Genomic DNA, 12,654 nt, shown 5'->3' with positions numbered 1-12,654 from the left:
GGGCTACCAGGCGGACCAGCCGCCGTCGACGTACACGACCTGGCCGGTCATGTACGCGGCGGCGGGGCTCGCGAGCAGGAGCAGGGGGCCGGCGAAGTCGGTGGCGGGGTCGCCGAGGCGGCCGAGCATCGTGCGCTCGCCGAACCAGCGGAGCCGGTCGGGGTCGTCGCCGAGCGGGGCCGTCATCTGGGTGGGGTAGAAGACGCCGGGGGCGAGGCAGTTGACGTTGACGCCGTGCGGGCCGAGTTCGGCGGCCAGCGCCCGGGTCACGTTCACGACGCCCGCCTTGGACGAGTAGTACGCCGACTCCGGGACGGGCCCGACGCGCTCGGCGTAGACGGTCGTGAGGTTGACGATGCGGCCGCCGCGCCCCTGGCGGGTGAGGGCCTTGCCGGCCTCGCGTCCGACCAGCCAGGTCCCGGTGAGGTTGACCCGGACGACCCGCTCGAACTCCTCGACCGACGTCTCGTCGTAGGGCTTGCGCAGCATGACACCGGCGGCGTTCACCACGACGTCCAGCCCGCCATGCCCGGTGGTGACGGCCTCGATCAGGGCGGCGACGGACGCCTCGTCGGTGACGTCCACCTCGTGCGTGCTCGCGGCGCCGCAGGCCCGCGCCGTCTCGGCGAGGTCATCGGCCCGCGACGCGAGGTCGGCGACGGCGACCGTCGCGCCCGCGTCCGCCAGCGCCCGCGCCGCGCGCTCTCCGAGGCCGCCCGCGGCGGCACCGACCACCACGGCGACCTGCCCGGTCAGGTCGAAGGACGGCGTCACCACTCGATCTCACTCTCCTCGCTCGCGGCGCCCCGCCCGGCGATCCGGCCGAACACGCCCGCCTTGCCGATGGAGGTGCCGGTCATGTAGCCCGCACCGTGGAAGCCGCCGGTGATCTCGCCCGCCGCGTACAGCCGCCCGATCGGCTCGCCCCACCAGTCGAGGACCCGCATCCGGGTGTCGACGGTCAGCCCGCAGTACGTCGCGAGGACGACCGTCCCGGACGGGTGCGCGTAGAACGGCGGCCGGTCGAGCGGCGTCGGCGCGCCGACCCCGCCCGACATGTGGGCCCGGCCGAACGGGTCGGGGCCGCCGGACGCGATGGCGGCGTTGTACTCGGCGACGGTCCGCCGCAGCGAGCCCTCGGGGAGGCCGATCTCGGCCTCCAGCCCGGCGATCGTGCCGGCCTTGAGCAGCATCCCGGCGCGCTCACGGCCCGCGAACTCGTAGATCGGCACCTCGTCGTTGGCGAGCGCCATCGTCCGGGCGTCGAACACCTGCCAGGTCGTCACGCCGGGCTGGGCGAGCGCGGCGTCGCCGATCTCCTTGTAGTTGCGCGACTCGTCCACGAACCGGCGGCCCTCGCGGTTGACGGCGATGGCGCCCTTGTAGACGGCGAGGATGCCGGTGCCGTCCTCGTCCGGATGCTCGACGTGGAAATGCCCGTAGGTGCCCTTGATGTACGGGGTGTCGCGCACTCCGGCGCCGAGCGCCATCGCCATCTTCAGGCCGTCGCCCTGGTTCCCCTCGCCGCCCTGCCGCAGCGCGTGCTCCATCTGCGGCGCGAACGTGGCGAGCAGGTCCGGGTTCATCGAGAAGCCGCCCGTGGCGAGGACGACCGCGTCCGCCAGGATCTCCCGGCCGCCGGCGAGCCGGACGCCGGTCACCCGGGAGCCGTCGTGCAGCAGCCGGTCGGCCGGGGCGTCCAGCATGATCCGCGCGCCCAGCTCACCGGCCGCCTTGAGCAGCCGCTCCAGCATCCGGGTGGTGTCGGACGGGTGGCTGCGCGGCACCGACTGCCCCGACGCGGCATGGATCTCGCCGTACCGGACGCCGTGCTCCTTCAGCCAGCGGTACGTCTCCAGCTGGTGCTCGCAGTACAGGTCGACCAGCGCCGGGTCGTTGCGGTGCCTGCCGACGTCGAGGAGGTCGTTGCGGAGCAGGTCGACGGAGTCGGCGATGCCCTGCTCGGCCTGCTCGTCCGTCCCGGCGAAGGCGGACAGGCCCGCGGACTTCACGGTGGAGCCGCCGATCTCGCCGGTCTTCTCCAGCAGCAGCGCGTACTGCCCGGCCTCGGCGGCGGCCAGCAGCGCCGCGCACCCGGCGAGGCCCGCGCCGAGGACGAGAACACCGACCCGCTCGGGCGGCTCACCGGTCTCAACGGGCAGACCCGGGAGGACGCTCACTCGAAACTCCCGTACTCCCGGTCGAGCGCGCTCTCGGCGGCGCTGAACGCCGGCAGGTTGAACAGCTCCTGGCGCTGCGACCAGGTGGCCATCCGGCCGGCCCGGGACGCGGTCTCGCCGTGCTCCCGCAGGTGCGCGAGCGCCTCCCGGCCCGCGAGGTGCATCGAGCGCATCAGGTAGTTGGCGAACAGCACGATGCCGAAGCCCAGGCGGGCGTACTCCGCCACGTCCAGCTGCGGGGTCTTGCCGCCCTCGACGACGTTGACGAGCAGCGGGACCCCGGCCAGTTCGCGGCCGACCAGCTCCAGCTCCTCGACCGTCCGGGGCGCCTCGATGAACAGCGCGTCGGCGCCCGCCTCGGCGTAGGCGCGGCCCCGCTCGATCGCCTCGTCGATGCCGTACGCGGAGCGGGCGTCCGTCCGGGCGATGATGACGAGCCCATCGTCCTCCCGCGCCTCGCACGCCGCCGCGATCTTGGTCTGCATGTGCCCGGACGGGATCAGCGTGTGCGCGTCGAAATGCCCGCACCGCTTGGGCATCTCCTGGTCCTCCAGTTGGAGGCCCGCGACCCCGACGCGCTCCAGCAGCCGGACGGTCCGCATCGCCGACAGCGGCCCGCCGTAGCCGGTGTCGGCGTCGCAGATCAGCGGGATGCGGGTGGCCTCCGCGAGCCGTCCGGCGTGGTCGGCGACCTCGGCCTGCGACACCAGCCCGATGTCGGGGAGCCCGTACCCGGCGTTGGCGAGCCCGGCGCCGGTCGCGTAGACGGCGGCGAAGCCGGCCTCCTCGACGAGCCGGGCGCCGAGCGCGTCGGTCGCGCCCGGCAGCACCAGCGGCTCGATCACCGCACCCGCCGCAGCGGGCATGGCCGCACCCGGCGCGGCGGGCGTGGCGGCGGCCAGTGCGGCGCGCAGCGCGGCCCGCTTGCCGCGCGCGGTCGGGCCGGGCCCGACACCGGTCAGCGACGACAGCAGGCCCGGCTCCCAGGGCGGCGTATGCGGCACGAAAACTCCTCCATGTAGTGATTACTACAGAGCTTAACCGTGACACCAGTCACCCACGGAACGCAACCCGCACTTGGAGCAGGAGATCTACGCCGGGGCACTTGCCTTCCCCGGAGTAAGCGTTCTACGGTTCCATGTAGTGAGTGTTACAGAGATGCGGGTCACGCCCCCCGCGCTCTCCCCTATCGAAGGAACTGACGCCGATGACCGTCCTGGACGAGGTCCGCCGGCTGGAGCCGGAGTTTCGCGCCGAGGAGGACCTGTCGGCCGCGCAGCGTTCGCTGACCGGCCGCGCCTTCACGCACATGCAGGAGACCGGCCTCATGCGCGGCCTCCAGCCCAAGCGCTGGGGCGGCGCCGAACTGTCCCTCCGCGAGCACCTGACGAGCGTCTACGAGCTCGGCCGGATCGCGCCCTCGGCGGGCTGGGTCGCCGGCGTGATGGGCTCGCACCCGTGGCAGATCGCCCTCTTCCCCGAGGAGACGCAGGCCGAGGTCTGGGAGTCCGACCCCGACTGGAACGCCTCCTCGTCCTACGCCCCGACCGGCAAGATCGAGCCGGTGGACGGCGGCTACCGCGTCTCCGGCCGCTGGTCGTTCTCCTCCGGCTGCGACCACGCGCAGGGCGTCATCCTCGGCGGCTTCGCCGGGAAGGTCGAGGTCGCGCCGGGCGTCGAGGTGCCGAACTACGGGTCCGCGCTGCTGCACCGCGACCAGTACGCCATCGAGGACACCTGGCACGTCGGCGGCTCGCGCGGCACCGGCAGCAAGGACATCGTCGTCGCGGACGCGTTCATCCCCGCGCGGCGCTTCCTGTCCAGCCCGCTCTACGAGTACAACCCCGACCGTCCCGCGCCCGGCATGGAGGCCAACCCCTCCACGCTCTACAAGGTGCCGTGGGCGGTCATGTTCAACCTCGTCCTCGTCGCGCCGATGCTCGGCCTCGCCCGCCGCGTCCTGGACGACTGGACGTCCGACACCGCCGTCCGCAAGGCGAACTGGGGCGGCACCTACGCCGACGACCCGCTGATGCAGATGCACCTGGCCGAGGCCGAGTGGGTGCACGACGCGGCCGTCATGAAGATGTACGACGCGATCGACACGATCACCGAGGCCGCCGAGGCCGGCGTGTTCCTGGACAAGCGGCAGCGGGCCCGGCTGCGCTGGAACATCACCAAGGGCTGCCAGGAGACCGGCTTCGCGATCAACAAGCTGATGCGCGTCGCCTCCGGCCGCACCGTCTTCGTCGACCACCCGCTGCACCGCCTCTACCAGGACGTCATCGCCGAACTCGGCCACGCGTTCCTCGTCTCCGACGGCGTCGGCCAGTACTACGGCGCCGCCCTCCTCGACTCGTCCGCACCGGAGGTCATGCTGTGATTTCGCAACTCGCCTACCTGGGGATCGCGTCGCCGAAGGCGGCGGAGTGGCGGGACTACGCCACCCGGCTCCTCGGCGCGGTCGTCGCCGAGGACGGCCCGGACGGCGCCGTCCGCGTCAAGGTCGACGACAAGGGGTACCGCATCGCCGTCCATCCGGCCGAGCGGGACGAGCTGCGCTACGCCGGCTGGGACTGCGGCAACGAGACCGACCTGCGCGCGTACGTCGCCGAGCTGCGCGGCAAGGGCGTCGAGGTGCACGACGGCGGCGCCGACGAGGTCGAGGAGCGCCAGGTCGCCGAGCTGTACTGGTTCGCCGACCCGTTCGGCAACCGGCACGAGCTGGTGTGGGGCCAGTACTCCCAGCCGAACTCGTTCTTCCCCGGACGTCCCATGCGCGGCCGGTTCGTCACCGGCGACCTCGGGCTCGGGCACATCGTGCTGATCGTCCCCGACCTGGCGAAGGCCGACGCGTTCTACGCCGACACGCTCGGCTTCCGGCTGTCGGACCGGGTGAAGAGCGACATCTTCAACCTGCGCTTCTACCACTGCAACGGCCGCCACCACTCCCTCGCGGTCGCCGAGATCCCCGGCATGACCGGCATCAACCACCTGATGCTGGAGGTCGAGTCGTTCGACGACCTCGGCACGGCGATCGACCTGTTCACCGCCGACCCGGAGCGGGAGATCCTGCTGTCGCTCGGGCGGCACACCAACGACCTGATGACGTCCATCTACGTGCAGACGCCGTCCTCGATGCAGATCGAGTACGGGCACGGCGGCATCACCGTGGACGACCTCACGTGGGTCGCGGGCAACCACGACCTGCCGTCCATCTGGGGCCACCACCGCTCCCAGGCGTACCTGGACGGCCCGCCCGGGATCTTCCGCACGGTCGGCGAGGGGGCGGACGAATGAGCGCCACGATCCGCGTCGAGGACGTCGCGATCGGCGGCGGCCGGCACCTGCGCGTCAACCAGACCGGCACGCCGGGCGCGCCCGCGCTGCTGTTCCTGCACGGCTCCGGGCCCGGCGTGACCGCCGCGTCCAACTGGCGGGAGGTCATCGAGGGGCTCGGCGACACCTACCACTGCGTCGCGCCCGACATCCTCGGCTTCGGCGACTCCAGCCACCCGGACCCGCAGCCGCAGGGCTTCACGGCGCAGGCCGAGGTCCGCATCGACGCGCTGTTCGAGCTGGTGGACGCGCTCGGCCTGGAGAAGGTCGTGCTCGTCGGCAACTCGATGGGCGGCATGTACTCGCTGCGCATCGCCCAGCTCCGGCCCGACCTCGTCGCCGGGATCGTGCTGATGGGCTCCGGCGGCATGCCGGGCCTGGAGCCGACCCCCGAGCTGATCAAGCTGATCACCTACTTCGACGACCCGACCGTCGAGGCGATGGCGGACCTGCTGATCCAGTTCGTCCACGACAAGAGCGCGTTCGGCGACACGGTCGAGAAGGTCGCGGCCGAGCGGATGCCGATGGTGCAACGGCCCTCGATCGAGGCGGGGCACCGGGCCATGTTCGGCCCCGAGATGCTCGCCTTCACGCCCGAGGACCTCGCGAAGATCGACAAGCCGGCCCTGGTCGTGCACGGCCGCCAGGACGTCATCGTGCCGATCGAATGCAGCTACTACCTGGCCGACCACCTGCCGCAGGCCGACCTCTACGTCATCGACAAGTGCGGCCACTGGACCCAGATCGAGCAGGCCGCCCGCTTCCAGGCGATCGTGCGGACCTTCGTCGGCAGCGGTCTCTGACATGACATCCCAGGACGGAACCACCACCATGAGCATGATCGAGAAGGCGCGGGCCGCCGCGGACGCCCTCGCCGCCGCGGACGCGCCGAGCGCCGAGCAGGGGCGCCTCACCCCCGAGGCGGTCGCGGCGCTCGACGGGATCGGGGTGCTGCGCGCGCTCCAGCCCGCCCGCTGGGGCGGCGGCGAGGCCCACCTCGCCGAGTACGCCGAGACGGTGATCGAGATCGGCCGGGCGTCGGCGTCCGCCGGCTGGGTCGCCTCCGTCGTCGGCGTCCACCCGTGGCAGATCGCCCTGTTCCCCGAGGAGACGCAGGAGGAGATCTGGGGCGCCGACCCGGCGCGCAAGATCGCCTCGTCCTACACCCCGACGGGCAAGATCGAGAAGGTGCCGGGCGGGTACCGGGTGTCGGGCCGCTGGTCGTTTTCGTCCGGCAGCGGCATCTGCTCCGGCGTCATCCTCGGCGGCATCGCCGGAACCCGCGAGGTCAACGGCACGGAGTACCCCGACTTCACCTCCGTCATCCTGGATGCCGCCGACTACCGCATCGAGGAGACCTGGAACGTCGCGGGCCTGCGCGGGACCGGCTCCGACGACATCGTGGTGGACGGCGTCTTCGTCCCCGAGCACCGCGGCCAGTCGCACGTCTACTACACGCACGGCCTCGGCATCCCGCTGCCCGGCCAGGAGCGCAACGACGCCGCGCTGTACCGGACGCCGTGGGCGGTGACCTTCAACCTGATCATCGCGGCGGGGGCGCTCGGCGCCTGCCTCGGCTTCTACGACCAGTGGGTCACCGAGACGCGGGGCCGCCGCACCAACTACGGCCAGCTGCTCCGCGAGGAGCCCGTCGTCCAGAACCATCTCGCCGAGGCCGCCTGGCAGCTCGACGCCGCCGTCCTCAAGGTGAAGCGGACCGCGACGGAGCTGATGGAGGCCGCCGAGCGCGCCGAGATCCCGTCGCTGGAGCAGCGCGCGTTCTGGCGGTGGGACGTCGCCCGGTCGGCGAACGCGGCGCTCGACACCGTCCAGGCGCTGATGCGGGTCTCCTCGGGCCGCTCCGCGTTCCTCGACCACCCGCTGCAGAAGAAGTTCCAGGACGCGGTCGCGGCCGGCAGCCACGCGTTCCTGTTCGACGACCCGCTCGCCAAGGCGTGGGGCGGCCGCCACCTCGGCGCCGAGAAGCTCGCGGCGGTGCATCTGTGATCACCTCTTCTGACGTCGCCGTCGAGGTGCGGGGCGGGGAGCTGACCTTCCGGCTGCACGAGACCGGCGAGCGCGGACCCGAGGCCCTGCTGTTCCTGCACGGCTCCGGGCCCGGCGCGACCGGGCTGTCCAACTGGGAGCGGATCATCGCCGACCTCGGCGACCGGTTCTGGTGCCTCGCCCCCGACCAGATCGGCTTCGGCGACTCCTCGCACCCGCTCGACGCGCCGCGCGGCATGGGCCCGTTCAACGACCTGCGCGCCGAGGCGCTGCTGGCCCTGGTGGACGAGCTCGGCCTGGAGAAGGTCCACCTGGTCGGCAACTCGATGGGCGGGCAGCTCGCCCTCCTGATGACGCTGGCCCGTCCTGCCCTCGTCGGCAAGATCCTCCTGATGGGCAGCGGCGGCGCGCCGAACATGCCGGTCAGCCCCGGCCTGAAGCACCTCCGCGAGTTTTACGCGAGCCCGAGCGCCGAGTCCCTCAAGGGGCTGCTGACCGAGTTCGTGTACGACCTCGAACCCATGCGCGGCACCATCGACCGCGTCGTGGCCGAGCGGATGGCGTACGTGAACCGCGAGGACGTCCGCCGCTCCCACGAGGCATCGTTCGACCCGAACGGGACGCGCCGCTTCTTCACACCCGAAGACCTCGCGCCCATCACCCACGACGTGCTGTGCGTCCATGGCCGCGACGACCGGATCATCCCGGTGGACGCGAGCAAGTACTTCGCCGACAAGCTCCCGAACGCCGACCTCTACGTCATCGGCCGGTGCGGCCACTGGACCCAGATCGAGCACCCCGAGACCTTCGAGAAGCTCCTCCTGGGCCTGATCGGCGGAGAGATCTGATGCGCCTCGCCAACCACGCGGGCCGGGCCGTGCTCGTCGTCTCCGACGGCAAGACCGCGGACATCGAGACGGCGTCCGCCGGACGCTTCGGCCCGGACCCGCAGAGCCTCTACGACCGGTGGGACGAGTTCACGGCCTGGGCGGCAACCGCCACCCCGGCACCGGACGTCGAGATCGACCGCCTCCACCTCGGCTCCCCCGCCCCCACCCCATCGCAGGTGGTCGCGATCGGGCTGAACTACGCCGACCACGCCGCGGAGACCGGCTTCGAGCCGCCGACGGACCTGCCGCCGGTCTTCACGAAGTTCGCGTCGTCCATCACCGGCCCCTACGGCGAGATCGGCCTGCCGGACGGCGGCCACACCGACTGGGAGGTCGAGGTCGTCGCGGTCATCGGCCGCCCGGCGCACCGGGTCTCCGCCGACCGGGCCTGGGACCACGTCGCCGGCCTCACGGTCGGCCAGGACCTCTCCGAGCGGATCCTCCAGTTCACCGGCGAGGCCCCGCAGTTCGGGTTCGCCAAGTCGTACCCGGGCTTCGCGCCGATCGGCCCCTGGCTCGTCACCCTCGACGAGATCCCCGACCGCGACGACCTCGCGCTCGGCTGCTCGATCGACGGCGAGACGGTGCAGGACGGCCGCACGTCCAAGCTGATCTTCTCGATCCCGCGCACGATCGCGAAGCTGTCGGAGGTCCTCACCCTGCACCCCGGCGACGTCATCTTCACCGGCACCCCGGACGGCGTCGGCCTCGGCCGCACCCCCCAGCGCTTCCTGCGCTCCGGGGAGACGTTGCGCACCTGGGTGGAGGGCATCGGCGAGATGGAGCACACCTTCCGCTAACTCTCAGAGCCCCTGCCGAAGAGCGGCTCTTGGCCGTCCCTCCACTCTCTCCGCGACCTGGGCGATGAGGGCATCCGTGGTGGCGGCTTCCAGCAGGCGGCCCACCGGCGGGGTCGGCACGTAGGCCCACCACCGGCGTGTGTGGAGACCCCACCAGCAGTGGACGCCGGGGAAGTGCTCCTCGATGTTCGCGATGGTGGACGGCCGCACGGTGTCGGCCGACTGGTGGGGCGAGCGGTGGAGCGGCGCGGCCGGTGCGCCCGGGGGGACGCTCACAGGACGCGCCGCTCTCACCTCCCCCCACGGGACCGCGCCGGGGGTCGCGGTCCCCTCCGGTGGCCGGCCCGCGTCGTGGTGCGGCCGTTCCATCACCGGAGTCCCTTGCGCGCGGCGGCCCGCTCGGCCTCAACGCGCAGTGCCTTGCGAAGCGCAGCGGCGTCCGAGCAGATCACCGTCGGGTCGATCCCGGCGGACGGGTCGTGCAGGCTGGCCACCCAGTCGCCCAGCCGCCCGTCCCAGCGCACCGCCCGCCAGATCCGGTGACCCGTGAATTCGTTGCGAAGACGATCAAGGTGTTGATCCTCAAGATCGTGTCGCCCATTCATGATCGCCTCCGCTTCGTTGTGTTTTCCCAGGACAAGAATGAACAAGGCGAGTTATCTTCGCTACGTTCGTCCAGGAAAAACAACAACGGGGAGTTGGCGGTGAGTGCCCGAGACTCGCTCGATCCAGCTGGTTCGCTATGGGACCTCATAGCGGTTCAGCTGCGGAGACACCGCGAAGAGCGCAAAATGTCCGGATCAAAGTTGGGGCAACTTCTCGATCTTGATAGGTCGAGTGTTTCGCGCCTTGAATCCGGCGGGATGAAGCTCCAGCTCAAGCACGCGAAGATCCTCGACCGGGAGTGGGACACGGGCGGTTTGTTCACCTTTCTGGTGGGATTCGCCATCGCCGGCCACAACACCGAGTGGTTCAAGGCCCACGCCGAGATGGAGTTGCGCGCCGGGGAATTGCGGATCTGGGAACTCTCCTGCATCCCAGGCCTGTTCCAAACAGAGGACTACGCCCGAGCACTGTTCGAGTCAGGCAATTCGCCGGACATCGAGACCGGTATCGCAAATCGGATGAAACGTCAGGAGGTACTGAACCGCAAGCCCGGCCCGATCACGCGCGTCTTCCTCGACCAGGGCGTACTTGACCAGCCGGTCGGCGGCCGCGACGTCATGCGCGCCCAGCTTGCCGTGCTCTTGGAGTGGACCAGGCACCCGAACATCACCATTCGGGTCGTGCCAAGAAGCGTAGGCGCACACATGGGGCGAGATGGCTCATTCAAGATCATGACGGTCGGAAACGCCGATATCGCCTATACCGAAGCCTGCGGCGGTGGGAGACTGGTCATGGACGCGGACGAGGTACGGTCCTTCCGCCTGCGATTCGACCGCATCAGCGACCGGGCGTTGCCGGTCGACGCCTCGATCGACCTGATCAAGCGAGTGATGGAGGAGTTCAGTTGACTCCCGTTTGGCGCAAGTCCAGCCGGAGCGGCACGTCCACCCATAGCGACTGCGTGGAGGTCGCACACCTCTGGTGTAAGTCCAGCCACAGCGGAAGCGACCCCGCTAAGCAGGACTGTGTGGAGGTCGCGCAGCTCTGGCGTAAGGCCAGCCACAGTGGAAGTTCGTCCGGTCATAGTGACTGTGTGGAGGTCGCGCAGCTCACTGCCAAGGTCGGTGTGCGTGATTCCAAGGCTCCCGAGGCTCCCCATCTGGTGTTCGACGTCGCCGACTGGCGCAGGTTCGCCGACCGGGTGAAGCGCGGGGAGCACGACCTGGCCTGACCTTCCCCCAGTGTTATGCGCGAGCACTCGTCCCAAAGCGGGCGAGTGCTCATCTGCTGGAGCATGCCCGTGGCCTGCTGATCGATCCGGGGCAGGTGCCAATCCCCTGAAAGTGTGGAGACTGGTTATTCTCCGTACACCAGCACGTACGTGACCCCCGCAAGGCTGGCAGCGAGGCGGCTGGCTCTGCACGCGCCGCATCCGGCCCGCTTGCCCGGCCAAGCGGGCCGGGCAAGCGGGCCGAGCAACAGGTGCCGGGTCCTCATGCGGTGGCGAGTAGTTCGGTCTCCGCCGCGCCGGCGTCGCCTTCCCCGACGATGACCCGGAATCGCAAGCCGAGGGCGTGTCCGAGCCGGTTGAGAACGGCCAGGGTCGGAACGCCTCCACCGCCGGATTCGATGCGGGATACGGCGGGCTGACGCATCCCGGCGCGGCGGGCCAGTTCGGTTTGGGACATGCCCAGCTCGGTGCGCCGGGCATAGATGGCGCGGCCGAGGGCGAGCGCCAGGTGCGCCTCCTCGTGGGCGAGCCGGTACTCGTCGGTGTCTCGCTTGGCGGCCAGGCCAGGATGATCCGCGAGAAGAACGTGCGGGCTGGTCCGCTGGCTGCTCATGGCCCCTCCGGAGTCTCGATGATGCTGATGATCTGGTCGGTGTCGTGTTCGGCTTCGCAGATCTTCTGCGCTTGTTTGGCCCGTCTCACCTGAGCGTGCTCGGCGTCGCGGGTCTTGCGGAACACCGTCAACAGCACGATCCGAGGCCGGTGCCTTCCATCGCGAGCAAGCCGCACAGTGTGGTCTGCGGTCTCTTCCGGGGTGATCTGGCCGGGTCGTCGGCTTCGCCCGGCGGGTCGTACCTCCGGGGGAGGGGATCGGCCCGTGAGGGGGATCTCGGCGGGCGGTGCCCGATCGGAGCATGGGAGTCGGTCGTGCCGCTCGGGCCCGTCCGCCGACTGAACGGAGTCTCCCCATGCCCATGCCCAGGATGCTCAAGATCGCCGCCGTGATCGGGGCCGCCGCCCTCGTCACGGCCGCACCGGTCGCGGCGGAGGCGACCTCCCCGGCGGCGCCGGCGGCCGAGGCGGCGCGCGTGTCCGGCGCCGCGCAGGTCCGCCTCACGTACTGGCCCGATCAGGACATCCGGTCCTTCACCTTCGACGCCCGCGCCGTCCCCTACTCGGTGCCCAAGCCCGGCGCCCCCGGCGGGCTGCCCACCGACGCCCGCGGGACCGTGAAGATCTCCCACCACTCCCCGACCGAGGGCTGGACCGTACGGTCGGAGGCCAGGGTCGACTGCCTGCTGACCAGCCCCGGCAACGCCACCCTCACCGCGGTCGTCACGAAGGCCGACGAGCCGATCAAGGACCAGATCGGCAAGCGGCTCGGCTTCAGCGTCCACGACGGCGGCCCCGGCGGCAGGCATGACCGCATGGGGTTCTCCTGGTCGGTGGTCAACGGCGTCGAGAACGACGAGGGCACCTGGGAGGAGGGCAAGGTCGGCACCTGCATGGGCCCCGCGGCCTTCGCGCCCGTCACCAAGGGCAACTACAACGTCAGGCACGCCGACCTCCTGCCGGCTCCTACGGGCTGACCACCCGCCGGG

At 71.0% G+C, this 12,654-nt stretch carries 16 protein-coding genes; 9 read left to right on the top strand and 7 right to left on the bottom strand.

What is annotated here, in order from left to right; translation table 11 throughout:
- Nucleotides 1-3: 3 nt before the first annotated feature.
- The 3 genes from HUT06_RS04840 to HUT06_RS04830 are packed head-to-tail and all read right to left on the bottom strand — an operon-like array spanning nucleotide 4 to nucleotide 3,184.
- Nucleotides 4-777, bottom strand: coding sequence for an SDR family NAD(P)-dependent oxidoreductase (locus HUT06_RS04840; protein ID WP_176194595.1), 774 nt, complete (start codon nucleotides 775-777; stop codon nucleotides 4-6).
- A complete protein-coding gene (locus HUT06_RS04835; RefSeq protein WP_176194594.1) occupies nucleotides 771-2,180 on the bottom strand; it encodes an FAD-dependent oxidoreductase in 1,410 nt (469 codons plus the stop codon). The genes HUT06_RS04840 and HUT06_RS04835 overlap by 7 nt, the downstream gene beginning before the upstream one ends.
- Entirely contained in the window at nucleotides 2,177-3,184 is a 1,008-nt protein-coding gene (locus tag HUT06_RS04830) for an oxaloacetate decarboxylase (protein WP_176194593.1), read from the bottom strand. The genes HUT06_RS04835 and HUT06_RS04830 overlap by 4 nt, the downstream gene beginning before the upstream one ends.
- 203 nt (nucleotides 3,185-3,387) lie before the next feature.
- Here HUT06_RS04830 and HUT06_RS04825 point away from each other — a divergent pair, with 203 nt between their 5' ends.
- From HUT06_RS04825 to HUT06_RS04800, 6 genes are read left to right on the top strand one after another with little or no spacing between them, the layout of a single operon-like run.
- Nucleotides 3,388-4,563: an acyl-CoA dehydrogenase gene (locus HUT06_RS04825; protein ID WP_176194592.1), complete on the top strand. Its 1,176-nt coding sequence runs from the start codon at nucleotides 3,388-3,390 to the stop codon at nucleotides 4,561-4,563.
- Complete coding sequence (locus HUT06_RS04820; RefSeq protein ID WP_176194591.1) at nucleotides 4,560-5,480, top strand: VOC family protein; 921 nt, start codon at nucleotides 4,560-4,562, stop codon at nucleotides 5,478-5,480. Before HUT06_RS04825 ends, HUT06_RS04820 begins: the two co-directional genes overlap by 4 nt.
- Complete coding sequence (locus tag HUT06_RS04815; RefSeq protein ID WP_176194590.1) at nucleotides 5,477-6,322, top strand: alpha/beta fold hydrolase; 846 nt, start codon at nucleotides 5,477-5,479, stop codon at nucleotides 6,320-6,322. The genes HUT06_RS04820 and HUT06_RS04815 overlap by 4 nt, the downstream gene beginning before the upstream one ends.
- A gap of 28 nt (nucleotides 6,323-6,350) precedes the next feature.
- Nucleotides 6,351-7,526, top strand: coding sequence for an acyl-CoA dehydrogenase family protein (locus HUT06_RS04810; protein WP_176194589.1), 1,176 nt, complete (start codon nucleotides 6,351-6,353; stop codon nucleotides 7,524-7,526).
- Nucleotides 7,523-8,374 carry an alpha/beta fold hydrolase gene (locus HUT06_RS04805; RefSeq protein ID WP_217711204.1) on the top strand — a complete coding sequence of 284 codons (852 nt, stop codon included), beginning with the start codon at nucleotides 7,523-7,525 and terminating at the stop codon, nucleotides 8,372-8,374. Before HUT06_RS04810 ends, HUT06_RS04805 begins: the two co-directional genes overlap by 4 nt.
- Nucleotides 8,374-9,216 carry a fumarylacetoacetate hydrolase family protein gene (locus tag HUT06_RS04800; RefSeq protein ID WP_176194587.1) on the top strand — a complete coding sequence of 281 codons (843 nt, stop codon included), beginning with the start codon at nucleotides 8,374-8,376 and terminating at the stop codon, nucleotides 9,214-9,216. Before HUT06_RS04805 ends, HUT06_RS04800 begins: the two co-directional genes overlap by 1 nt.
- Nucleotides 9,217-9,219: 3 nt before the next feature.
- On the opposite strand, the gene HUT06_RS04795 is transcribed toward HUT06_RS04800, so the two are convergent.
- On the bottom strand, nucleotides 9,220-9,492 hold the full coding sequence (locus HUT06_RS04795) for a hypothetical protein (protein ID WP_176194586.1): 273 nt from the start codon (nucleotides 9,490-9,492) through the stop codon (nucleotides 9,220-9,222).
- A 92-nt stretch (nucleotides 9,493-9,584) separates the two neighbouring features.
- Entirely contained in the window at nucleotides 9,585-9,866 is a 282-nt protein-coding gene (locus HUT06_RS04790; protein WP_176194585.1) for a hypothetical protein, read from the bottom strand.
- Between the two features lie 213 nt (nucleotides 9,867-10,079).
- Between HUT06_RS04790 and HUT06_RS04785 the strand changes: the two genes are divergently transcribed.
- Together HUT06_RS04785 and HUT06_RS04780 are read left to right on the top strand one after the other, a co-directional pair.
- Nucleotides 10,080-10,730 (top strand): DUF5753 domain-containing protein, encoded by a 651-nt coding sequence (locus tag HUT06_RS04785; RefSeq protein WP_176194584.1) that lies wholly within the window; start codon nucleotides 10,080-10,082, stop codon nucleotides 10,728-10,730.
- Complete coding sequence (locus HUT06_RS04780) at nucleotides 10,727-11,053, top strand: DUF397 domain-containing protein (RefSeq protein WP_176194583.1); 327 nt, start codon at nucleotides 10,727-10,729, stop codon at nucleotides 11,051-11,053. The genes HUT06_RS04785 and HUT06_RS04780 overlap by 4 nt, the downstream gene beginning before the upstream one ends.
- A 262-nt stretch (nucleotides 11,054-11,315) precedes the next feature.
- Here the strand turns inward: HUT06_RS04780 and HUT06_RS04775 are convergent, their stop codons facing one another.
- Both HUT06_RS04775 and HUT06_RS04770 read right to left on the bottom strand, forming a co-directional pair.
- Nucleotides 11,316-11,666, bottom strand: coding sequence for a helix-turn-helix domain-containing protein (locus HUT06_RS04775; protein WP_138642108.1), 351 nt, complete (start codon nucleotides 11,664-11,666; stop codon nucleotides 11,316-11,318).
- Complete coding sequence (locus HUT06_RS04770; protein ID WP_217711203.1) at nucleotides 11,663-11,803, bottom strand: hypothetical protein; 141 nt, start codon at nucleotides 11,801-11,803, stop codon at nucleotides 11,663-11,665. Before HUT06_RS04770 ends, HUT06_RS04775 begins: the two co-directional genes overlap by 4 nt.
- 218 nt (nucleotides 11,804-12,021) lie before the next feature.
- Between HUT06_RS04770 and HUT06_RS04765 the strand changes: the two genes are divergently transcribed.
- Nucleotides 12,022-12,642 (top strand): hypothetical protein, encoded by a 621-nt coding sequence (locus HUT06_RS04765; RefSeq protein WP_217711202.1) that lies wholly within the window; start codon nucleotides 12,022-12,024, stop codon nucleotides 12,640-12,642.
- Nucleotides 12,643-12,654: the final 12 nt, after the last annotated feature.

The organism is Actinomadura sp. NAK00032 (assembly GCF_013364275.1).
Classification (GTDB): Bacteria; Actinomycetota; Actinomycetes; order Streptosporangiales; family Streptosporangiaceae; genus Spirillospora.
Note: the sequence above shows the minus strand (reverse complement) of the source record. Positions and strands in the feature narration are given on the sequence as shown.